Here is a 23924-nt window from a genome sequence, read left to right on the forward strand (position 1 = left end):
ATTTATTAAAATTGTCAGAAAAGACTATAAAAATAAATCCATGCCCGATAAAAACACGATGTAAAGATACGTATAGTTTTTAACGAGGATAAACAATACAAGGAGTGCAGTATGTCAGTATTAGAAATCAAAGACCTTCATGTGGAAATTGAAGGCAAAGAAATCCTAAAAGGTGTGAATTTGACCTTGAAAACAGGTGAAATTGCAGCTATCATGGGACCTAACGGAACAGGAAAATCCACCCTTTCAGCAGCGATTATGGGTAATCCAAGTTATGAAGTTACCCAAGGTGAGATTCTTTTTGATGGTGTAAACATTTTGGAATTAGAAGTTGATGAACGTGCCCGTATGGGACTCTTTTTGGCTATGCAATACCCATCAGAAATTCCAGGCATCACTAATGCAGAGTTCCTCCGAGCAGCTATGAATGCTGGTAAAGAAGATGAGGACAAGATTTCAGTTCGTGATTTCATCACTAAGCTGGATGAAAAAATGGAACTTTTAAACATGAAAGAAGAAATGGCAGAGCGTTACCTCAATGAAGGCTTCTCAGGTGGTGAAAAGAAACGTAACGAAATTTTGCAATTGCTTATGTTGGAACCGACTTTTGCACTTCTTGATGAGATTGACTCAGGGTTGGATATTGATGCGCTTAAAGTGGTTTCAAAAGGAATCAATGCTATGCGTGGCGAAGGCTTTGGTGCAATGATCATTACCCACTACCAACGATTGTTGAACTACATTACACCTGACGTTGTTCATGTCATGATGGAAGGACGTGTTGTTCTTTCAGGCGGACCAGAATTGGCACAACGTTTGGAAAATGAAGGTTACGTACAAGTAGCTGCCGAACTTGGCATTGACTACAAAGAAGATGACATTTAGGTCTTTGGAGGGATATATGACCAAAGATAGAATTCAAGAATTTTCATTAGAACAGGCAGAGCCAGTTTGGTTGACAGATCTCCGTCTCAAGGCCTTTGAAAAAGTATCCGAACTAGACTTGCCAGTTGTTGAGCGCGTTAAATTTCACCGTTGGAATTTAGGAGATGGACGTTTGGAAACCAATGATGCAATTGGTTCAGTTCCAGATTTTACAGAGCTTGGTGATAATCCAAAATTGGTGCAAGTTGGCAGTCAAACTGTTTTAGAGCAGTTACCGATGGATTTGGTGGAACAGGGCGTCGTCTTTACAGATTTTGCATCTGCCATAGATGTGATTCCAGATGTCATTGAGAAATACTTAGGTGCAGCTGTTGCCTATGATGAACACAAACTTTCAGCTTACAATACAGCCTATTTTAATGCAACTGCAATACTCTATGTTCCAGACCATGTCGAAATTGAGCAACCTGTTGAAGCTTTATTCTACCAAGACAGCACCAGTCCGGTTGCCTTTAACAAGCGGGTTTTAATCATTGCTGGGAAAAATGCCAAGCTCAATTATTTAGAACGTTTTGAAAGTTTGGGCGATGGAAATGTGGCTAGTTCCGCCAACATTGTTGTTGAAATCATTGCACAAGCGGGGAGTCAAATTAAATTTGCTGCGATTGATCGCTTAGGAAAGCATTTAGATACCTATATCGCACGTCGCGGTTTACTTGGTAATGATGCAAGTATTGATTGGGCAATCGGCTTAATGAACCAAGGAAATGTCGTCGCCGATTTTGATAGTGACTTAAAAGGAAATGGAAGTCATGCGAACCTCAAAGTGGTAGCTTTATCATCTGGTCGTCAAGTGCAAGGTGTGGATACACGGGTAACCAACTATGGCCATAATTCGGTGGGGCATATTCTTCAACATGGTGTTATTTTAGAGAGTGGAACGTTAACCTTTAATGGGATTGGCCACATTATTCGTGGTGCTAAAGGTGCTGATGCTCAACAAGAAAGCCGTGTGTTGATGTTGTCGGATAAGGCGCGATCAGATGCTAATCCAATACTCCTTATTGATGAGAATGAAGTAACTGCGGGTCACGCGGCCTCCATTGGTCAGGTTGATCCAGAGGACATGTATTATCTCATGAGTCGCGGTTTGGATCGTGCAACAGCGGAGCGTTTAGTTGTTCGTGGTTTCCTTGGGTCTGTTATTACAGAAATTCCGGTGAAGGAGGTTCGTGATGAACTAGTCGCAGTAATTGATGAAATATTAACAAAGAGATAAGTTTATGAACGAATTGAATAGTATTAGCAAGGATTTTCCAATTTTAGACCAGTTTGTCAATGATGAGCCCTTGGTTTATTTGGATAATGCTGCGACCACCCAAAAACCTCAGCAGGTTCTAGACGTACTTGCTGACTACTATCAACAGGATAATGCCAATGTTCACCGAGGGGTGCATACCCTTTCAGAGCGGGCAACAGCTCGGTATGAAGCTGCTCGTCAAACGGTTGCAGATTTTATTCATGCAAAATCAAGCAAGGAAATTCTCTTTACTCGCGGAACAACAACGAGTTTAAACTGGGTTGCTCAGTTTGCTAGAGAAATTCTACAGCCAGACGATGAAGTAATCATTTCCGTCCAGGAGCATCATTCAAATATCATTCCTTGGCAACAAGCCTGTCAACAAACCGGTGCACATCTCCGATATGTTTATCTACGAGATGGTGAAATTGATGTAGAACACTTGAAATCACTTTTGTCTTCTAAAACTAAGTTTGTCTCCATTGCCCATATTTCCAATGTTTTGGGGGCAATTGCACCCATTAAGCAAATTGCAACTTTGGTACACGAAGTAGGAGCTTATTTGGTAGTGGATGGAGCACAATCAGCTCCACACATAGCTATTGATGTTAAAGATTTAGATGTTGATTTCTTTGCTTTTTCAGGCCACAAGATGTTAGGGCCAACTGGAATAGGGGTACTTTATGGTAAGGAAGAGATTTTGAACCAGATGTCTCCTGTTGAATTTGGTGGTGAGATGATTGACTTTGTCTATGAGCAATCAGCTACGTGGAAAGAATTACCATGGAAGTTTGAGGCTGGAACTCCGAATATAGCAGGTGCGATTGGTCTTGCAGCAGCGATTGATTATTTGAATCAAATTGGTATGGATAGAGTTCGTGAGCATGAAGAAGAACTCATTACCTATCTTTGGCCGAAACTAAAGGCCATTCCTGGTTTAACAATATATGGAAGTCAGGATGTAGCCAAAAGAACTGGACTTGTTGCCTTTAACTTAGATCATCTACATCCTCACGATGTAGCTACGGCTCTGGATTATGAAGGAGTTGCCGTAAGAGCAGGACACCATTGTGCTCAGCCTCTCCTCAAGTATTTGCAGGTACCTGCTACAGTTCGAGCAAGTTTCTACATATACAATACAAAGGCTGATTGCGACAAGTTGGTCGAGGCTTTGATAAAGACGAAGGAGTTTTTCAATGGCCCTATCTAGATTAGATTCTCTTTATATGGCAGTTGTTTCAGAACACTCTAAGTCGCCTCATCACCATGGAAGTTTGGACGGAGTGGAAAAGCTAGAACTTCACAATCCAACCTGTGGAGATGTGATCGAATTGTCTGTCAAAGTTGAAGATGGTGTTATAACAGACATTGCGTTTGATGGAGAAGGGTGCACTATTTCAACTGCATCGGCTTCAATGATGACGGATGCCGTTATTGGAAAAGAAAAAAGACACGTGCAAGAATTAGCAGAAGTCTTTTCACAAATGGTCCAAGGTCAAAAAGATGAACGCCAAAAGGAACTGCAAGATGCCTCATTATTAGCTGGTGTCGCAAAATTCCCTCAACGCATCAAATGTGCTACTTTACCATGGAATGCCCTGGAGAAAGCACTGGAACGCAGTGAGAGTACTGACTGAAAACCAATAAAATAACAAAAACGAAAATCATACAGAAAGGATTGTTCAGTTTCTGATTGGAATTGAAATTGAACTCGCCCTAAGAGCTTATGAAAAAAGATAAATCTCCTCGTGTGTTTGCACACGAAATCGAATCTCTATTTTTCATTTGCTTTCTTAACGGGCTTAGTATCTTAAATTATGTCAGAAGAAAGAATAGAACCAACCCCGATTGATCTTGGGGAATACAAATTTGGATTCCATGATGAAAACGTGGAACTGGTAGCTTCGACTGGTAAGGGGTTGAACGAAGAAGTCATTCGTGAAATGTCCCGTATCAAAGACGAGCCTGAATGGATGTTGGAATTCCGTTTAAAATCCTATGAAACCTTCAAGAAAATGCCTATGCAGACTTGGGGAGCCGATCTATCCGAACTAGATTTTGATGATATTGTTTACTATCAAAAACCGTCGGATAAGCCAGCACGTAGCTGGGATGATGTGCCAGATAAAATCAAGGAAACCTTTGAACGCATTGGTATTCCAGAAGCTGAGCGTACTTACCTGGCAGGTGCTTCTGCCCAGTACGAATCAGAAGTAGTCTACCACAACATGAAGGAAGAGTACGACAAGCACGGCATTATCTTTACAGATACAGATACAGCGCTTAAGGAACACCCTGAACTCTTCAAAAAATACTTTGGAAAACTCGTTCCACCGTCAGACAATAAACTAGCCGCCCTCAACTCAGCGGTTTGGTCAGGCGGGACCTTCATCTATGTACCAAAAGGCGTTAAGTTAGATATTCCACTCCAAACCTACTTCCGTATTAACAATGAAGGAACAGGTCAGTTTGAACGTACCCTCATCATCGTAGATGAAGGTGCAAGCGTTCATTACGTAGAAGGCTGTACCGCTCCGACTTACTCAACGGCCAGCCTCCACGCTGCCATTGTGGAAATCATTGCCCATGAAGGTGCCTATATGCGGTACACGACCATTCAAAACTGGTCTGACAACGTTTATAATTTGGTAACCAAGCGTGCCCGTGCCGAAAAAAATGCCACAGTTGAGTGGATTGACGGTAACCTTGGTGCCAAGACGACCATGAAATACCCTGCGGTATACTTGGAAGGCGAAGGTGCCCGTGGAACTATGCTGTCAATAGCTTTTGCCAATAAAGGACAAGTCCAAGATACAGGTGCTAAGATGATTCACAACGCACCACGGACTTCATCTTCTATCGTATCTAAATCTATTGCCCGTGGCGGTGGGGAAGTGAATTATCGTGGTCAAGTAACTTTTGCTAAAAATTCAGCCAAGTCGATTAGCCACATTGAATGTGATACCATTATTATGGATGGAATTTCTAAATCAGATACAATCCCATTCAATGAAATTCACAACTCGCAGGTGGCCCTCGAACACGAAGCCAAAGTATCAAAAATCTCAGAAGAACAGCTTTACTACCTCATGAGCCGAGGCCTATCCGAATCCGAAGCCACAGAGATGATTGTCATGGGCTTTGTCGAACCATTCACCAAAGAACTCCCAATGGAATACGCAGTCGAACTCAACAGACTGATTGCCTATGAAATGGAGGGGTCGGTTGGTTAGATTTTTGGTAATTTAGCAAACATGAGTTTGCTAAAAGCCAAAAAATCTCCAACCGAGGTTGGAGATAAGGAGCGACGGAAGTCGCTCTTCTTTGTAATTCAGATAACCTTGTGACTCAAATAGCTTTAAAGCTGTTCAAGCCCGTCAAACTCCCCACTGAAGTAGGAGATGAGGAGCGACGACAGTCGCTCATAATAAAAAAACGCATAAAATCACCTGTTCCTATGAAAGAACGATGGTTTATGCGTTTTTTATATGAATTATTTCAAAGTATGTTGAAAAATGAGCATCCCCATTTTAAAACGATTATAATTTTTCATTGACATATCTCACAAATTGATTCCACCAAGAGACTGGCCAAGGAGCTGTCTTGATTGTAGTTGGTATTGCCATATCAATTTGGGCTATGTTGTCAAGATAACCTACACCTATTAAATCGTTATCAACAATTTTTAGTTGCCCCACAACAGTTCCAGACGTGATAGGTGCATCAAATTCAGTCTGATTAGAGGTGAAAGCGGCAGTAACAGGTTGTTCAGAGGTATTCTTTTGAATAGCAACTAAGTCGGCGGTTGCAACGGCAGGACTGGATGCTTTAGTACCATTAAATAGTTTAACAGAGCTATTCTCAAAAGCTTCCCCTTTTTTTACGAGAGTAATAGCTGAGTAATTATTATAGACATAATTCATCAGGTTATTTGTTTCTACAAAGCGATTATCTGAATTTGTCAACCCATCAGTAGCATTTAGTACCACTGTAATAATTCTCATATTGGCTTGAGTTGTCGTGGCTACAAAACTTGATCCAGCTGAATTAGAAGTACCAGTTTTCAAACCATCAACACCACCACGAGCGTGAGTCCCCTCGCTAAGCATTTGATTTGTACTATAGTAGGTATATCCACCAAAATCGTAGGCATTCAATGAAGTGATATTTAAGACTTGGGGATAGTCCAGAATTAGACGTCTTGCAATAATTGCTACGTCTAAAGCAGAAAATTGATTGGAGTCATCAGGTTTTGAACCAGGGTAGATATTCTCCCCTAAGTCAGAATTGTCAAGACCAGAAGTATTGACTATCGTTGCATCAGTAATTCCCCATTCAGCGACCTTAGCTTTCATTTTATCAACAAAAGCAGCTTCGCTTCCAGCAATTTTCTCAGCTAACGCAATAATCGCACTATTAGAAGAAGTAATCAGAGATGCATTCAGCAAATCGCTGACAGAATAAGAGCGGGCATCAAGGTTTACATTGCTCAATTCTGTATTGGCAGTTAAGCTGTATGGATAGTCTGATATATCCACCATAGTATCTAATTGAATTTCTCCTTTTTCTAAAGCCTCATAAACCAAGTAAACACTCAGCAACTTACTGATGGAAGCAATACTAGCAGGTGTTTGGGCATCTTGTTCATATAAAACCTTGCCTGTTGAAACTTCTACTGCAATAGCATGTTTGGCAGCAACTGAAAAATCCTCAGCAAGTACAGGGGTGATGCCTAGAAAAAGAGTGAACATTGTTAGCAGTGTTAAAAATATTTTACGCATTATGAATCCTTTAACCTCATTTCTTTACCATTATATCACAAGAATTGTGAGATAAAATCTGAAAATAAATAGAAAAAGATTAGAAAATACTGAAAAATCTGTTTTTTGTAAAATTTTCAAAAAAAAGACGTGATTTAAGAAAATTTTATGATATAATAATTCCATAAGACATTATACAAAATGTCGAATTATATGAAACAGAGGTGTTCTATGAAAAAGACGACTAAATTATTTGCTCTAGCGGGTGTAACGCTTCTTTCGGCATCTGTACTTGCTGCGTGTGGTTCTAAATCTTCTTCTAGCTCTGAGACAGCAGAGTTATCTTTCCCAGCAGAAGTAAAACAAGATGGTACAGCAGTTGCTGAGTCACAATTGAAATATGCATTGGTATCAGCATCAACTTCATCAGGTCTGTTAATTGATGAATTAACAGAGACTGCGATTGACTCAACCTTTGGTGGAATGGTTGATATTTCAATGTTTGGTTACGATGGGGATCGTAAGTTGGATGATTCAGGTCTCGCGAAAGCGGAGTTTGATGTTGATGGTAAGAAAATCACTGTTAGCTTGACTGGTAAAGACTATAAGTGGTCTGATGGCGAACCATTTACAATTGATGACTATATTTTCACAATTAAAGCAATGGCAAGCAAAGATTACACAGGTGTTCGTTTTGATGATAAATTCTTGAACATTGTGGGTATGGATGAATTTGTCGCTGGCACAGCTTCAGATATCTCAGGTCTTAAAAAAGTTGACGATTATACTGTAGAATTGACCGTTAAAGAAATGTCACCTTCAATGATGTATGCTGGTGGCGATGTGCCTGCATATGTTCAACCAGAACATATCTACAAAGATATTCCGGTTGCAGAATGGGAAAGCAGTGAGTACTCACGTACTGCAAAATTAGTCGGTATGGGTCCATGGAAAATCAAAGAAATCGTTAATGGTGAGTCTATCACCTACGTTCCTAATGAATACTACTTCAAAGGAACAACTCCTAAAACAAGTTCATTGAAGATTGATATTGTATCACCGGATACGATTGTTTCTGAAATGAAAGCTGGTAACTATGATATAGCCCAAATGCCAGCAGACCAGTTGGATTCTTACAAGGATGCCTCTAACCTTAACCTTGTTGGATCTCTAGAATCTTCATATGAATACATCTCATTCAACCTTGGTAAATATGATGAAGCATCTGGAAAGAATATCATGGATGAAAATGCTAAGATGAATGACGTGAAACTTCGTCAAGCGATTGCGTATGCGATTGATACGAAAACAGCTGGTGAGAAACTCTATAATGGACTTTATCACCCAGCAACGTCATTAATCATCTCGTTCTTTGGTGATCTTCATGATTCTGAATTGGAAGGCTACTCATATGATCCAGATAAGGCTAATGAGCTATTAGATGAAGCTGGCTATAAAGATGTTGATGGTGATGGTATTCGTGAAGGCAAAGACGGAAAAGAATTTAAAATTACATTTGCTGCTCGTAAACGTACTGAGGCGAACGAAGCACTTGTTCAACAATACATTGCTTGGTGGAAAGAAGTTGGTTTGAATGTTGACTTGTATACTGGTCGAACTTTAGAAATCAACACATTCTATGATGCAGTCAAAGCTAATGATCCGTCTATCGACATGTATGCTGGTGGATGGTCAACTGGTTACGATCCAAACCCTAATGGACTTTGGGGAGAAACTGCACCATTTAACATGTCACGTTTTGTAGATGAAAAGAATACTGAGTTATTGGATGCGATTGGTTCTGTTGCTTCATTTGATGAGAAAACAAACTTGAAGAACTACAAAGCATGGCAAGAATATGCTTTTGAACAAGCGTTTGCTATTCCAACATTTGAATCAGAAGCAATTACTGCACTGAATAAGCGCGTTAAAAACTTTGATACTAACTATGGTTCCGCATCAGAAAATGGTATCGCGTTAGAAAACATTGAACTCACAGCTGATAAAGGTGTAGCAGCTGAATAAGGTTGAGTTTTAATAATAATTTGAAAAAAGCCAACTCGTTTGGCTTTTTTCAGATAACTGTTGGAATTTTCAGATAGTTATGGTATAGTAGATAAGGTATACTAAGTACGAACGTTTAGTTTTTTGAGCAAAAGGTACCCGTTTACATGTTTAATGAAACACTTGATTGATTAGTATAACTTGTTATCAAATTGGCTGACCATATTCTTCAGGAAATTGAATTTTGTAAGTATTAGTATTGAATAGGGTTGGTTAGCTGATGAAAAAAGGAGGAGAAAGCGTGGCTACTGAAAAAAAGCTTTTGGACATTAAAGATTTGCATGTCGGTTTCCGTATTGGAGATGACTATTTTGATGCTGTAGATGGTGTTGATATTTCATTGCGAGAAAATGAAATTTTGGCAATCGTTGGGGAATCAGGATGTGGTAAATCAACTTTAGCAACAACAATTATGGGGTTGCACAATCCCTTGAATACCAAAATTACAGGGAGCATCCAGTACAATGATATGGAATTGATAGGAATGGATGAAGCTAAGTACAATACAGTGCGTGGCAATGATATTGGTATGATTTTCCAAGATCCTTTGGCTTCTCTAAACCCATTGATGACGATTGGTGCACAGATTGATGAAGCACTTTTCTATCACACTGATTTAGACTCCAGTGCACGTACAGAACGTGTTTTAGAATTGTTGGCTCAAGTTGGAATTCCAAATCCAAAGCGGACATTTAAACAATATCCCCATGAACTTTCAGGCGGTATGCGTCAGCGGATAATTATAGCTATGGCATTATCTTGTAAACCTCCAATTATCATTGCGGATGAACCAACTACTGCATTAGATGTTACGATTCAAGCACAGATTTTGGATCTCCTAAATGATATTCAAGCTGAAACGGGTTCAGGTATCATTTTGATTACCCATGATTTGGGAGTTGTGGCAGAGACTGCTGATCGCGTAGCAGTTATGTACGGTGGACAATTTGTAGAGGTTGCACCAGTTGAGGAATTATTTACAAATCCGAAACACCCGTACACTCGTTCACTACTGAAATCAAATCCACAAACAGGTAGTGAGGGTGGAGAACTTCATGTAATTGAAGGGATTGTACCACCAATTACAAAAATGCTTCGTACAGGTTGCCGCTTTGCTCCACGCATTCCATGGATTGGTGCAGAAGCACATGAAGAAAATCCAAGCATGCATGAGATAGGTCCGAATCATTTTGTTCGTTGCACCTGCCATGAGACATTCTATTTTAAAGAGGAGGCCTAATAGTGGGATTTATTGAAGTAAAAGATTTGAAAGTCCATTATCCAATTCGTAGTGGCTTCTTCAACCGTGTTACAGACCATGTTTATGCTGTAGATGGTATTAATATTGAGTTTGATGAAGGTAAAACGTATGGTTTAGTTGGTGAATCAGGATCAGGAAAATCAACCATTGGTAAGGCAATTATTGGTTTGGAACGTGCGACCTCAGGTCAGATTTTCTATGAAGGAAAAGATGTAACGAATAAGTCTCGTGGTAAGAAAGGCAACTTTAACCGCGATGTTCAAATGATTTTCCAAGATTCACTTTCTAGTTTTAATCCTAAAAAACGTATTTTGGACATTATTGCAGAGCCAATTCGTAATTTTGATCGTCTTTCACCCGATGAAGAAAAGAGAAAAGTTCTTCAATTGTTGGACACAATTGGTTTAAATGAAGAAGCACTCATCAAATATCCTCATGAATTCTCAGGTGGTCAACGCCAACGTATTGGTGTTGCACGTGCTTTGGCAAGTAACCCTCGATTAATAATTGCGGATGAGCCTGTTTCTGCCTTGGACCTATCTGTTCAAGCGCAAGTATTGAATTATATGAAGCGCATCCAAGATGAATTCAAACTAAGCTATTTATTTATTTCCCACGACCTTGGTGTTGTACAACACATGTGTGATGAGCTTTTCATTATGTATCGCGGTCGTTTTGTTGAAACAGGAAATAAGAGTGATATCTATACGAATCCTCAACACATTTACACCAAGCGATTGTTGTCTGCTATTCCGTCGATTGATCCAGTCAATCGTCTAAAGAATAAAGAAAAGCGTTTGGCTGCTGAAAAAGAATATCAAGAAATGCAAGGTCGTTACTATGATGAAAACGGTCGTGTGTATGATTTAAAAGCCTTTTCGGCAACTCATCAGGTAGCCCTTCCAGAAGGAGGTAAGAACTAAGATGTGGAAAACAATATTACGTCGTTTGCTCATGATGATTCCGCAAATTATTATTTTGAGTGTCATTGCTTTCCTTGTTGCTAAGATGATGCCAGGTGATCCGTTTACAGGTATGATTGATCCAAACATTGACCCTGCAATTATTGAACAAAAACGTATCGCAGCTGGGTATTATGATCCAATCCATATTCAGTATTTCCGTTGGGTTGGTAATTTATTGCAAGGTGATTTTGGTCAAAGTATCCTATTTAAACAACCTGTTATTGATGTGATTATACAACGTTTGAATAACACAATTTGGTTGTCGCTTTTAACCATGGTATTGACCTATCTTATTGCACTCCCGTTGGGTATGATAGCGGGTCGTTATCAAAACTCATTGGCAGATAAAATTATTGGTGTATATAACTTCTTGACTTTCTCTACTCCAATCTTTGTATTTGCGATTCTTATGCTATGGATGTTTGGTTTTAGTCTAGGATGGTTCCCAACCCGGGGATCTATTGGAGGTGGTGTAGAAGGATTCGCAGCTATATTGAGTCGCCTGCACCATATGATTCTCCCTGCAATTACGATGGCTATTCTGTCGACGACGGTCACAATTCAATATCTCCGCACAGGAATTATTGATGCAAAAAGTCAAGATTATGTACGTACAGCGCGAGCTAAAGGTGTTCCAGAGAGAGTAGTTTATAACCGACATATTTTCCGTAACTCCATTCTGCCGATTGCGTCATTCTTAGGCTATGAATTGACTGGTTTAATCGGAGGTTCAATCTTTATCGAAAATATTTTTACTTATCCCGGTATTGGTCAATTGTTCTTCAACTCTATCTCAAGCCGTGACTATAGTGTCATCTTGGCTCTCTTGTTAATTTTTGGTATGGGTACCTTGCTGGGGACATTGATTTCAGATATTATCATGAGTATTGTAGACCCACGTATCCTTGTGAAGTAGAAGGAGGAGAATGGTGAGTAAAGATAAGAAAAAACAAGTACAATCAGCTTCAACTCCTCCTGGTGGTTTCCGTGTCATTGTCCGAGAGTTTACGAAGGATAAGCTTGCATTAGCTTCATTCTTTATCTTGGTGACAGTTCTATTGGCAGTCTTTATTGGTGCCTTAGTATTGGATCAGGAACAAGTTATGAAAGTAAATCTATTAGGACGCTACTTGGAACCAGGGGTTGATGGATATATTTTAGGAACCGATGAAGGCGGTAAGGACATTTTTGGTCAGTTAATCATCGGAGCACGCAATTCAATTGTAATAGGTTTTGCCATAACAATCATTACTAGTATAGTAGGTATCTCAATCGGTCTGATTTCGGGTTATTATGGTGGGCGTTTGGATGGCCTCTTAATGCGTATAGTAGACTTTATCATGATTTTACCAGTTACAATGCTTATTATTGTATTCGTAACTGTAATCAAAGATTATACTATTTATCATTTCATTTTAATAATGAGTGCATTCTACTGGACAGCTAAGGCTCGTCTCTTCCGTACAAGGACTTTGTCAGAGGCAAGTTTGGATTATGTAAATGCATCCAAAACATTGGGAACAAGCGACTTCATGATTATGTTCCGTGAAATTTTGCCAAACTTAAGTTCATTGATTATCGTCAACCTGACCTTGAACTTTGCTGGGAATATCGGTATTGAGACTTCATTGACATATCTTGGTTTCGGTCTACCATCGACAGTACCAAGTTTAGGGACCTTGATTGCCAATGCTCGTAATGCAGATATTTTAGAGAATAAGACATGGATTTGGCTACCGGCAGCTATATTCATCCTTGTGATGATGCTCTGTATCAACTATGTCGGTCAAGCTTTCCAACGTGCAGCTGATGCTAAACAACGTTTAGGATAAAATAGACATAAAAAAATTCAAAATCAATGTGATTTTGGATTTTTTTGGTTAATCGTTAAGAAATTCTAGTAAATGAAGGAACTATTTCTCATATCTTGCCAATTTTCTGTCAATTTATGGTAGAATAGAAAAAATAGATTTTTACGAGGGATACCATGACATTAGTATATCAATCAACACGTGATGCCAAGAATACCGTATCAGCAAGTCAAGCCATTTTACAAGGGTTGGCAACTGATGGTGGGTTGTTTACCCCTATTTCCATGCCAAGGGTTGAGTTGGATTTTTCTGTACTCAAAGATGCTTCTTATCAAGAAATTGCCAAGTTGATTTTGTCGGCTTTTTTGGATGATTTTACGGCAGATGAGCTGGACTACTGTATCAAAAATGCCTACGATAGCAAGTTTGACATACCAGCTATTGCCTCAGTTGTCAAACTAAAAGGTCAGTACAACTTGGAACTTTTCCGTGGCTCAACCATTGCCTTTAAGGACATGGCACTGTCTATCTTGCCTTATTTGATGACGACAGCGGCTAAAAAACATGGTCTGGAAAATGAGATTGTCATTTTAACTGCAACATCTGGTGATACAGGTAAGGCTGCTATGGCCGGTTTTGCGGATGTACCAGGTACACAAATCATCGTCTTCTACCCACGTGACGGGGTATCTAAGGTCCAAGAATTGCAGATGACTACGCAGACGGGGGCTAATACTCACGTGGTGGCCATTGATGGTAACTTTGACGATGCTCAGACTAATGTGAAGCACATGTTCAATGACGAGAATCTTCGTGCCAAGTTGGCGGATAAAAAACTCCAGTTTTCATCAGCCAACTCCATGAATATCGGTCGCTTAGTGCCACAGATTGTTTACTATGTTTATGCCTACGCTCAGCTGGTTAAGACTGGTGAGATTGCGGCGGGCGACAAGATCAATTTCACTGTTCCGACAGGGAATTTTGGGAATATCTTAGCGGCTTACTACGCTAAGCAGATCGGTCTTCCAGTTGGCAAGCTCATCTGTGCTTCCAACGACAACAATGTCCTAACCGACTTCTTCTCAACTGGTGTTTACGACAAGAACCGTACTTTCCGCGTGACCACTAGTCCATCTATGGATATTTTGGTCTCATCAAACTTGGAGCGTTTGATTTTCCACCTTTTTGGTAATGACGCTGTCAAAACAGCGGAGCTGATGGAAGCCTTGAACACAGCTGGTCAGTATGAGATACAGGGGGCTGACCCGGATATTTTATCTTTCTTTGTTGCTGCCTTTGCGACAGAAGAAGAAACTGCTGCAGAAATCAAACGTGTTTATGAGGAGTCAGGCTATATTGAAGACCCACATACGGCTGTAGCATCTGCAGTTTATAAGAAATATGTACAGCAAACTGGTGATCAGACTCCAACAGTAATTGCTTCAACAGCTAGTCCGTACAAGTTCCCTGTGGTTGCGGTTGAAGCTGTGACTGGTCAGTCAGGTTTAACTGACTTTGAAGCTCTTGCAAAATTACATGAGATTTCAGGTGTAGCCTTGCCACCAGCTGTAGATGGTTTGGAAACTGCACCGGTTCGTCACAATACCGTTGTTGCAGCTGCGGATATGCAAGCAGAAGTAGAACGATATTTGGATGTTTAATGCATGGATATTTTTATACAAACTGTTTAAACGACAGTTTGTTTTTTAAAGTAAAAATATTTAATTGAGTTGATGTTGATACCACAAAAAATGAATTGGAGAATATGAACAAAAAGATTTGCAAAGAACTAATATCAATTGCCTTTCCTGCAATGGGAGAAAACCTTCTTCAAATGTTGATGGGGATTGTGGATTCCTATTTGGTCGCCAGTCTTGGAATCGTAGCTTTATCTGGCGTATCGATTGCGAATAATCTATTAGCCGTCTATCAGGCGGTTTTTATTGCGTTAGCTGCAGCCGTTTCATCCCAATTGGCCCATGTTTTAGGAAAAGAGAAAGGAATGCAGATTACTGCCATTGTCACCGATAGTGTCAAGTTGACTGTTTATGTAGGCGTATTTCTGGGTATTTTAGCGGTTATACTAGGTCCAACATTGCTGACTAGCTTGGGGGCAGAACGTGAGGTAGCTCAACTTGGTGGTCTCTATTTGATCTTGGTCGGGGGTAGTATTTTGTTACTGGGACTTATGACCTGTTTGGGTGGAATCCTGAGAACTCTTGGTCAACCTCGTTATCCAATGTATATTAGTTTATTTTCAAATCTCCTAAATGCCGTATTTTCGGCCATTGCAGTTTTTGTACTCCATACAGGGGTGGCCGGAGTTGCTTTTGGAACGATATTGTCAAGAATAGTCGGGTGCGGTCTACTTTGGTCACGCCTCTTGATCTCTATTAAACCAAGTACTTGGTCTGTTGATAAAGAGTTAGTTAGGCTTGCCCTACCTGCTATTGGCGAACGGTTGATGATGAGAGCAGGTGATGTAGTCATTGTAGGAATGATTACTGGTTTGGGAACGGCTGTTGTTGCTGGAAATGCGATTGGGGAAACCATTACTCAATTTAACTATATGCCCACCTTAGGAATCTCAGTAGCAACGCTTATTATGACTGCAAAGAGTAGGCAAGATTCGTTAGCTGTTCAACGGATTTATCGAATTGGTCTTGGACTCTCGCTGATTTTTATGTTCGTAATAGGAGGCATTAGTTACTTAGCAGGACCTTTACTAATTAGTCTTTTCACGATGGATGTTCAAGTGGCACAAGCTAGTCAGACGGTCTTGCTCTATTCTGTCCTTGGGGTACCTTTTACAGCAGCAACTCTTGTCTTTACAGGACTTTGGCAGGGTATGGGCAATGCTCGACTACCTTTTTATGCGACTGGTATAGGCATGTGGGTGGTTCGAATAGGTCTAGCATATTTTCTAATAAAAAATTTTCAATTAGGCTTGCCTAGTATTTGGCTTGCAACGATAGCAGATAATGCCTTTCGAGCAAGTTTTTTATATGTTCGATTCAGATACTCCACAGGATGATTTACTCTTTAAGGTTTTTATAAGAAATCTTTTAGTTTTGTTTAAGTTATGAGAGCTATACTGTCTTCAAGCTAGAAATAGCAAACAAATTCTTTTTCATATAATCTCCTAGAAAGCAGTCGGCGATGGTCGGCTGTTTTCGTGTCTTCAATTCTTTTGTAAAAATGGTATAATAGAACTGATTGTATAAGGAGAATAAAATGTCGGCAATAGGAAAAGCATCTGGGAAAATTATATTGATGGGCGAGCATTCAGTGGTTTATGGACAGCCGGCGATTGCGATGCCTTTTTCTGCTGTAGAAATTATTGCCAAAGTGACAGCTCAGGGAGAGGCTCTGAGTGTCGACTGTGATTTTTATAAGGGCCTTGTCCATAAGATGCCTAAAATATGGGAAAGCCTCAAACATGCTATACGATTTTCACTACATCGTATCGGAGCGCCAACAGATCCGGCCATTCACATTAAAATTAGCTCGACTATTCCTGCTGAAAGAGGAATGGGTTCAAGTGCAGCGGTGGCAGTTGCTGTAGCACGGGCTCTATTTGCGCATTATGAAAAAATATTGACCGATAAGGAGTTGTGGGAAATAGTTCAATCCTCGGAAAAAATAGCTCATGGGAATCCGTCGGGAATAGACGCAGCAACCACAAGTGGTAAGTCACCTGTCTTTTTTATTAAAAATCAGCCTATGGAGCCACTAGAACTCAAACTCAGTGCCTATCTAGTAGTGGCAGATACTGGTGTGACAGGAAATACCTTAGAAGCTATTTCAGATGTCGCGGATTTGTTGGAGAAAAAGCCAGAGGCGATGAAGTTTGTTGAGGAACTCGGAAGCTTAGCGAAACAGGCTAAAGAAGACTTAGCCACTGACCAAGCTGAGCTTCTAGGAAGTAAAATGAATCAAGCTCATGTCCTTCTGCAAGAATTAGGTGTATCTGATCCCAGTCTTGATCAGCTAGTACGCATTTCTCAAGAGTCCGGAGCACTTGGAGCTAAATTAACTGGTGGTGGTCGAGGAGGTTGCATGATTGCATTGGCAAAAAATGCAGAAGATGCTCAAAAAATAGCTCAAACATTAAAACAAGCTGGTGCTCGCCAGACATGGATACAATATTTAGGAGAAATCAATGACTAAAAAAATAGGAATTGCCCGCGCCCATACAAATATCGCTTTGATTAAATACTGGGGGAAACGAGATAAGGAGCTATTTTTACCTATGAACTCCAGTTTGTCCTTGACACTTGATGCTTTTTATACGGATACAAAAGTTGTTTTTGACTCAGAATTGACAGGTGACGAATTTTATCTCAATGGAAATGTACAAAATGAAAAAGAAATTTTAAAAATTTCTCGATTTTTGGATTTATTTCGCGAATATATAGGTGAAGGGAATTTTGCTCGAGTTGAAAGTCTAAATTTTGTTCCAACTGCTGCTGGTTTGGCAAGTTCTGCATCGGCCTTTGCGGCTCTAGCACTTGCAACGGCAACTGCTTTACATCTCGATTTGTCACCAGCTCAGCTTTCAACCTTTGCACGGAGAGGGTCTGGGTCAAGCACACGTAGCCTATTTGGTGGCTTTGTCGAGTGGGATATGGGTACTGGATCTGAAGATTCCATGGCTCGGCCAATTGATGATGCTGACTGGGACATTGCCATGATTGTCTTAGCTGTAAATACCGGACCTAAAAAAATTGCAAGTCGAGAAGGAATGGACCATACAGTAGCTACTTCGCCTTTCTATTCCGCTTGGGTGGAGACCGCCCAATCAGATTTGGCAGATATCAAAGATTCCATTGCTAATCGTGATTTTGAGAGACTTGGTCAAATTACAGAACACAATGGTATGAAAATGCATGCAACAACCCTTTCCGCGAATCCCCCTTTTACCTATTGGACGCCAGATAGTTTGCTTGCTCAAGAGGCTGTTCGTCAGGTTCGTGAAAAGACTGGTTTGTCAGCATATATGACGATGGATGCTGGACCAAATGTTAAAGTTCTCTGCCGTGAAAGTGAGATGGATGAATTTGTCAATAAACTATCTCAGATTTTTCCAAGAGAAAAAATAATTACCAGTAAGCCAGGTCCTGCTGCCTATATTTTAAGCGAGGAAGAGTGGCACGCATCACAAAAAAATTTGAAAAGAGTTTAGAACATGAAGGTAGTGACCAAGGTTCCAGGTAAATTGTTTTTGGCTGGAGAATATGCGGTGGTGGAGTCAGGAAACCCAGCAGTGATAGCAGCAGTTGACCGTTATTTAACGGTTAGTATTGAGTCGGCTGAAAGTGGAATGATTCACTCTACCCAGCAGTCTGATATGTTTTTAACATGGTATCGCACAAATGAACAGATTCTTGTTTCGGAAGAAAATCCTTATCAGATTGTCTTGACAGCTTTACAAGTATCAGAAGAATTTCTGCGTGAACAAGGGATACCATGTCAAGGCTACTACAGTGTAACGATTCAATCAGAATTGGATGACCAAGATTCTGGGACTAAATATGGTCTAGGTTCATCAGGTGCTGTAACGGTTGCTACTGTTGAAGCTATACTGCTCTATTATGGTTACGAATTGGATCCTTTATTGGTTTTCAAATTGTCTGTGTTGACTCAGGCAAGATTGAATATGACGGGCTCGCATGGAGATTTGGCGGCGTCTAGTTTTCGCGGGCTTGTCGCATACTATTCTCTTGATAAATCCTGGTTGTCGGAGCAGATGTCTGTGCAAGGTTTGAGTAATCTTCTTGCAAGTGATTGGAAAGATTTGCAGATTAAGCAGATTGGGTTGCCTGCACCATTGGAATTACTAGTTGGTTGGACAGGATCTGCTGCATCGACAACGCACCTAGTATCACATATGAAGAGCAAAAAAACGCAGCAGTCTAAGGAAGAAATATATTCCCAGTTTTTGAATGATTCCAAAGTATGTGTAGAGCAGTTGATATGGGCTTGCCAAAATAGAGATATACCTTGTATAAAACAGGCCGTTACTCGCAATCGCTATTTATTGCGAAAATTTTCGGAAGATATGAGTCTGACCATTGAAACTCCTTTGTTGACGGAACTTTGTGATAGTGCAGAAGCAAATGGTGCCGTAGCAAAGTCATCAGGAGCGGGAGGTGGCGACTGTGGTATTTGTTTAGTTGACAGCCAAGAGCAAAAAGAAGCTATCCAAATTATTTGGGAGCAGGCAGGAATTTTTCCACTTCCCTTAACGATTGCAGAAAGAAATAAGGAGAGAATATGATCTATCAACGAATTGAAGGATTAAACCGTAAAGATCAGCATGTTGCATTAGCTGATTTGCAATATAATGATGAATCTGCAGCGGATTTTGCCCAAACACGATTTGTTCACCATTCATTACCTGAAATGGCGATTGAGGATGTTTCAATAAAGACACAGGTAGCAGGCTTAGAGTTTGACAGACCATTTTTTATTAATGCTATGACAGGCGGGAGTGAAAAAACAGGTCAAATCAATCAATTGCTGGGAATTATTGGACATGTCAGTAAAATCGCAATTGCTTCTGGGTCAGTGAGTGAAGCGATCAAGGATCCAAGTGTAGCAAAGACATTTTCGGTCTTGCGTCGTGAAAACCCACATGGTATTATCTTTGCAAATTTAGGTGCTCACCATGATGTTGAAAGTGCTAAACGCGCAATTGATCTCTTAGAAGCTAATGCTATTCAAATTCATATCAATGCTCCTCAAGAGATAATTATGCCAGAAGGTGATCGCGATTTTTCAATGTGGTTGAAGAATATTGAGTCGCTTGTAAGAGGCTTAGAGGTTCCTGTTATTGTTAAAGAAGTTGGTTTCGGTATGAGTCGTGAAACCATAGCGCAATTGAAGTCAGTCGGAGTGGAAACAGTTGACATCTCTGGTACAGGTGGGACAAACTTTGCTAAGATTGAGAATGCGCGCCGCATTTTTCAAGAGTTTACATATTTGGAAGGATGGGGTCAGTCTACGGTTGAATCGTTGATAGAAGCAGCTAGTCTTCCAATCGAACAGCGTCCAGCGATTATAGCGTCTGGAGGAATAAAAAATCCATTTGATATTGTGAAATCACTTGCCTTGGGAGCTGATTTAGTCGGATTATCTAACCGTATCTTACAATATGTAAAAGATGGTAAAATGGACCAAATGGAGAAGGCTTTTTATGATTTGTCGGTTATGAACGGTGAAATTCGTGATATTATGACTCTCCTAGGTGCAAAAGATATTGCATCGTTGAGGAAGACAGATCTTATCTTGCCTGCATCTGTACAATATTGGTGTCAAGCGCGTGGTATTGACTGGCAGTTGTACGGTCAACGTTCTAAAAAATAGATGAATGTTAGTAAAGGACGGATATTCTGTCCTTTTTTTAAACATTTCTTTCGTTTTTATCAGATTTGTGGTAGAATAATAAAAAATTATATCGAGGTAAACAAATGAAAGCAATTATTACAGTTGTTGGTAAAGACAAATCGGGTATTGTAGCTGGTGTAGCAGGAAAAGTTGCAGAATTAGGACTGAATATTGATGATATTTCTCAAACCGTTTTAGACCAGTATTTCACAATGATGGCCTTGGTATCTGCCGAAGAAAAGAAGGACTTTACGAAGCTTCGTGCAGAATTGGAAGCTTATGGTGAGGCTTTAAACGTTAAAATCAATATTCAAAGTGCAGCTATTTTTGATGCGATGCACAATTTATAAGGAGAGTAATTTTTATATGGATATTAGACAGGTAACTGAAACGATTGCCATGATCGAGGAACAGCACTTCGATATTCGGACGATTACTATGGGGATTTCTCTTTTAGATTGTATTGATCCTGACATTGAAAAAGCTGCTGAGAAAGTTTATTCTAAAATTGTGACCAAGGCAAAGAATTTGGTTTCGGTTGGGGATGAAATAGCAGCAGAATTAGGGATTCCTATTGTCAATAAACGTGTGTCTGTAACGCCGATTGCCTTAATTGGTGCGGCGACTGATGCGACAGATTATCTCCCATTGGCTCATGCTTTGGACAAGGCAGCTAATGAAATCGGAATTGACTTTATCGGAGGTTTTTCAGCCCTTGTTCAAAAAGGCTATCAAAAAGGTGATGAAATTCTGATCAATTCCATTCCACAAGCCTTAGCACAGACTTCAAAGGTTTGTTCATCGGTTAATATCGGTTCGACAAAGTCCGGTATTAACATGACTGCTGTGAGAGATATGGGAAGAATCATCAAGGAAACAGCCGAAGCTTCTGAGATGGGTGCTGCTAAGTTGGTGGTTTTTGCGAATGCGGTTGAAGATAATCCGTTTATGGCTGGCGCTTTCCATGGTGTTGGTGAGGCAGATGTCGTTATTAATGTGGGTGTTTCTGGGCCAGGTGTAGTAAAGCGTGCTCTGGAAAAAGTCCGCGGGGAGAGCTTTGATGTAGTAGCTGAAACAGTGAAGAAAACAGCCTTTAAAATAACTCGTATCGGTCAGCTAGTGGGCAATATGGCGAGCGAACGTTTGGGTGTCAAATTTGGTATCGTTGACCTCTCACTTGCTCCAACACCTGCTGTCGGGGACTCTGTTGCGCGTGTCTTGGAGGAAATGGGATTGGAAACCGTTGGCACACATGGAACAACAGCTGCACTAGCTTTGCTAAATGACGCGGTGAAAAAAGGTGGCGTTATGGCTTGTAACCAAGTAGGTGGTTTATCAGGCGCATTCATTCCTGTATCTGAAGATGAAGGGATGATTGCAGCGGTACAAAGTGGATCGCTCAATCTTGAAAAATTAGAAGCTATGACTGCGATTTGTTCTGTCGGTTTGGACATGATTGCTATTCCAGAAACGACTCCAGCTGAAACCATTGCAGCAATGATTGCAGATGAGGCAGCCATTGGGGTAATTAATCAAAAAACAACAGCAGTCCGTATTATCCCATTAGGCAAGGAAGGTGATTTGATCGAATTTGGAGGTCTTCTAGGAACAGCTCCTGTTATGAAAGTTAACCAAGCATCTTCTGTTGATTTTATCAACCGAGGTGGTCAGATTCCTGCGCCAATTCATAGTTTTAAGAATTAAAAAACGTAGACCGATTGCCCAAACAGTCGGTTTTTTTGTTATACTATTAAGAAATGATAAGGAGAATACTATGGCAGACGTAAGATTATACATTTCCCGTCATGGAAAAACGATGTTTAATACAATTGGTCGGGTACAAGGTTGGTGTGATACGCCTCTTACCAAAAAGGGAGAAGAAGGTATTCGTGAGTTAGGGCTTGGACTGAAAGATACCGGAGTCGATTTCAAATTAGCTGTGTCAAGCGACTTGGGACGAACAGTTCAAACGATGACCATTGCTTTGCGGGAATTGGAAAAATTAGGGAAAATTCCATATTATCAGGATAAACGCATTCGAGAATGGTGTTTTGGTAGTTTTGAGGGTATGTATGATGCAGAACTATTTCAAGGAGTTCTTCCTCGCTTGAAAGGAACGGTGGATGCGAAAGGAATGTCATTTGCAGAAATAGCGACAGGGATTCAAGAAGCAGACACAGCTGGTTGGTCTGAATCATGGGAAGTGCTTAGCAATCGTATTTTGACAGGTTTTGAATCTATTGCTCAAGACTTGGAAAAGCAAGGTGGAGGAAATGCCTTGGTTGTTAGTCATGGTATGACGATAGCCACACTCGCTCATCTACTCGACCCAGAGAGGGGGGCAGATGTTGCATTGGATAATGGCTCAATTACAGTTCTCAAGTATGAGAATGGCTCATTCACCATTGAATCATTTGGGGACATGTCCTATCGCCAACGAGGAGCAGAATTAATAGCTCAAGGGAAATGACGAAAGAATCAGAGTTTCATCTCTGATTTTTTTTGATATGTATATCGAGGTGCGATATACTTTATATATCGAGATGCGATATATAGCAATGCGAAAGGAGTCTTATGAATGACAAATTAAAACGAGTCTATGTTCCCATGACAGAGACAGCCTTCTATATTCTCTTTCATTTACAGCAGGAACGACATGGTTACGATATTACACAGAAGACTAAGGAAGTCACGGCAGGTCAAGTCGTTATTAGCCCCGGAACCATGTACGGCACCCTATCGAAAATGGAAAAGGATGGCTTGATTGCCTTTGTCAGAGAAGAAGACAAGCGAAAGTTTTACCAAATAACAGCAACAGGTCGAGAAATTCTAGACATAGAATTGGCTCGAATTGAACGACTTTATCGAAATAGTAAGTCGGAAAGTTATGGAAACTAAGATAGAATGTAAAGTATTTTTTATCACGGATTTCAATCAGCAGGCGCAGTATCTGACTGAAATGCATCGGAAAGGGTGGAGGCTAACTAAAATTCGTTGGAGCTTCTTTTATCATTTTGAAAAATGTGAGCTAGAAGATATGTCGCCTACCAAGTTGATTTTAAAGAAAGTAAAAACAAGGATAGAGAATCCTATCTACGCATGTACGAGGACTATGGTTGGGAATTTGTCACATCATGCCAAAACTTCGTTATTTTTAGGAAGGCAGCTGTAAAGGGAGATCTTGAGATATACGGTGATAGGGAAAGCAAGCTGGTATTTGTGAAAACAATCTTCCAAAGACGCTATTTGCTATCTTTGGGACTGTACGGCATTCTACTGGGAACAAGTTTGCGTTCGCGTCCAGGTTTTGTCTTAGGCATTTCTATCATTTATATTCCGCTTTTATTATTACTAGGTATCCGTTTTTATCGTATGGTAAAGAGTAACTAGGTCCTAAGACTGATTTTTAGCACTCTAAGCAAAAGAGTGCTAATTTTTTGTCTTTTTCTCTTGACAATTCATTTTTTCAGCGTATAATAGGAGTATATA

21 protein-coding genes and 2 pseudogenes are annotated in these 23924 nt (G+C 40.3%); 22 read left to right on the plus strand and 1 reads right to left on the minus strand.

Going from position 1 to position 23924, the window contains the following annotated elements; translation table 11 throughout:
* Positions 1-111: 111 nt before the first annotated feature.
* The 5 genes from sufC (at position 112) to sufB (ending at position 5418) form a co-directional block, all read left to right on the plus strand.
* Complete coding sequence (gene sufC, locus ACPC58_RS02490; RefSeq protein WP_171989104.1) at positions 112-885, plus strand: Fe-S cluster assembly ATPase SufC; 774 nt, start codon at positions 112-114, stop codon at positions 883-885.
* Positions 886-901: 16 nt separating this feature from the next.
* Entirely contained in the window at positions 902-2164 is a 1263-nt protein-coding gene (sufD, locus tag ACPC58_RS02495; RefSeq protein ID WP_434065134.1) for a Fe-S cluster assembly protein SufD, read from the plus strand.
* A gap of 4 nt (positions 2165-2168) precedes the next feature.
* Positions 2169-3395, plus strand: coding sequence for a cysteine desulfurase (locus tag ACPC58_RS02500; protein ID WP_434065135.1), 1227 nt, complete (start codon positions 2169-2171; stop codon positions 3393-3395).
* Entirely contained in the window at positions 3382-3822 is a 441-nt protein-coding gene (sufU, locus tag ACPC58_RS02505) for a Fe-S cluster assembly sulfur transfer protein SufU (protein WP_434065136.1), read from the plus strand. Before ACPC58_RS02500 ends, sufU begins: the two co-directional genes overlap by 14 nt.
* 180 nt (positions 3823-4002) lie before the next feature.
* Positions 4003-5418: a Fe-S cluster assembly protein SufB gene (sufB, locus tag ACPC58_RS02510; protein WP_172036753.1), complete on the plus strand. Its 1416-nt coding sequence runs from the start codon at positions 4003-4005 to the stop codon at positions 5416-5418.
* Positions 5419-5724: 306 nt separating this feature from the next.
* On the opposite strand, the gene pbp3 is transcribed toward sufB, so the two are convergent.
* Positions 5725-6966, minus strand: a complete 1242-nt coding sequence (pbp3, locus tag ACPC58_RS02515) for a D-alanyl-D-alanine carboxypeptidase PBP3 (RefSeq protein WP_434065137.1) — start codon at positions 6964-6966, stop codon at positions 5725-5727.
* Positions 6967-7176: 210 nt separating this feature from the next.
* Between pbp3 and ACPC58_RS02520 the strand changes: the two genes are divergently transcribed.
* From ACPC58_RS02520 to ACPC58_RS02600, 17 genes and pseudogenes are all read left to right on the plus strand, one after another.
* Entirely contained in the window at positions 7177-8970 is a 1794-nt protein-coding gene (locus ACPC58_RS02520) for an oligopeptide ABC transporter substrate-binding protein (RefSeq protein ID WP_434065138.1), read from the plus strand.
* A gap of 280 nt (positions 8971-9250) precedes the next feature.
* Complete coding sequence (locus tag ACPC58_RS02525; RefSeq protein ID WP_434065139.1) at positions 9251-10249, plus strand: ABC transporter ATP-binding protein; 999 nt, start codon at positions 9251-9253, stop codon at positions 10247-10249.
* 2 nt (positions 10250-10251) lie between these two features.
* A complete protein-coding gene (locus ACPC58_RS02530) occupies positions 10252-11193 on the plus strand; it encodes an ATP-binding cassette domain-containing protein (RefSeq protein ID WP_434065140.1) in 942 nt (313 codons plus the stop codon).
* 1 nt (position 11194) lies between these two features.
* On the plus strand, positions 11195-12151 hold the full coding sequence (opp4B, locus tag ACPC58_RS02535) for an oligopeptide ABC transporter permease (protein ID WP_434065141.1): 957 nt from the start codon (positions 11195-11197) through the stop codon (positions 12149-12151).
* Positions 12152-12164: 13 nt separating this feature from the next.
* Positions 12165-13067 (plus strand): ABC transporter permease, encoded by a 903-nt coding sequence (locus tag ACPC58_RS02540; RefSeq protein ID WP_418127578.1) that lies wholly within the window; start codon positions 12165-12167, stop codon positions 13065-13067.
* A 155-nt stretch (positions 13068-13222) separates the two neighbouring features.
* A complete protein-coding gene (gene thrC / locus ACPC58_RS02545; RefSeq protein ID WP_434065142.1) occupies positions 13223-14707 on the plus strand; it encodes a threonine synthase in 1485 nt (494 codons plus the stop codon).
* Positions 14708-14811: 104 nt separating this feature from the next.
* Entirely contained in the window at positions 14812-16080 is a 1269-nt protein-coding gene (locus ACPC58_RS02550; protein ID WP_434065143.1) for an MATE family efflux transporter, read from the plus strand.
* Positions 16081-16280: 200 nt separating this feature from the next.
* Positions 16281-17216: a mevalonate kinase gene (gene mvk, locus ACPC58_RS02555; protein ID WP_434065144.1), complete on the plus strand. Its 936-nt coding sequence runs from the start codon at positions 16281-16283 to the stop codon at positions 17214-17216.
* Positions 17209-18231, plus strand: a complete 1023-nt coding sequence (gene mvaD / locus ACPC58_RS02560) for a diphosphomevalonate decarboxylase (RefSeq protein ID WP_434065145.1) — start codon at positions 17209-17211, stop codon at positions 18229-18231. The genes mvk and mvaD overlap by 8 nt, the downstream gene beginning before the upstream one ends.
* Positions 18232-18234: 3 nt before the next feature.
* On the plus strand, positions 18235-19326 hold the full coding sequence (locus ACPC58_RS02565) for a phosphomevalonate kinase (RefSeq protein WP_434065146.1): 1092 nt from the start codon (positions 18235-18237) through the stop codon (positions 19324-19326).
* Entirely contained in the window at positions 19323-20414 is a 1092-nt protein-coding gene (gene fni / locus ACPC58_RS02570; RefSeq protein WP_434065147.1) for a type 2 isopentenyl-diphosphate Delta-isomerase, read from the plus strand. The genes ACPC58_RS02565 and fni overlap by 4 nt, the downstream gene beginning before the upstream one ends.
* Before the next feature lie 104 nt (positions 20415-20518).
* A complete protein-coding gene (locus ACPC58_RS02575) occupies positions 20519-20785 on the plus strand; it encodes an ACT domain-containing protein (RefSeq protein WP_024397024.1) in 267 nt (88 codons plus the stop codon).
* A 16-nt stretch (positions 20786-20801) separates the two neighbouring features.
* A complete protein-coding gene (locus tag ACPC58_RS02580; RefSeq protein WP_130554691.1) occupies positions 20802-22139 on the plus strand; it encodes a PFL family protein in 1338 nt (445 codons plus the stop codon).
* Between the two features lie 70 nt (positions 22140-22209).
* Positions 22210-22905 carry a histidine phosphatase family protein gene (locus ACPC58_RS02585; protein WP_217374195.1) on the plus strand — a complete coding sequence of 232 codons (696 nt, stop codon included), beginning with the start codon at positions 22210-22212 and terminating at the stop codon, positions 22903-22905.
* A gap of 104 nt (positions 22906-23009) precedes the next feature.
* Positions 23010-23333, plus strand: coding sequence for a PadR family transcriptional regulator (locus ACPC58_RS02590; protein WP_274504245.1), 324 nt, complete (start codon positions 23010-23012; stop codon positions 23331-23333).
* A pseudogene (locus ACPC58_RS02595) lies at positions 23323-23460 on the plus strand (DUF2812 domain-containing protein); the annotation flags it as partial. The gene ACPC58_RS02590 and the pseudogene ACPC58_RS02595, both read left to right, overlap by 11 nt.
* Positions 23461-23486: 26 nt before the next feature.
* Positions 23487-23825 (plus strand): annotated as a pseudogene (locus tag ACPC58_RS02600) (DUF2812 domain-containing protein); the annotation flags it as partial.
* Positions 23826-23924: the final 99 nt, after the last annotated feature.

The organism is Streptococcus sp. VTCC 12905 (genome assembly GCF_049893385.1).
Classification (GTDB): domain Bacteria; phylum Bacillota; class Bacilli; order Lactobacillales; family Streptococcaceae; genus Streptococcus; species Streptococcus suis_AA.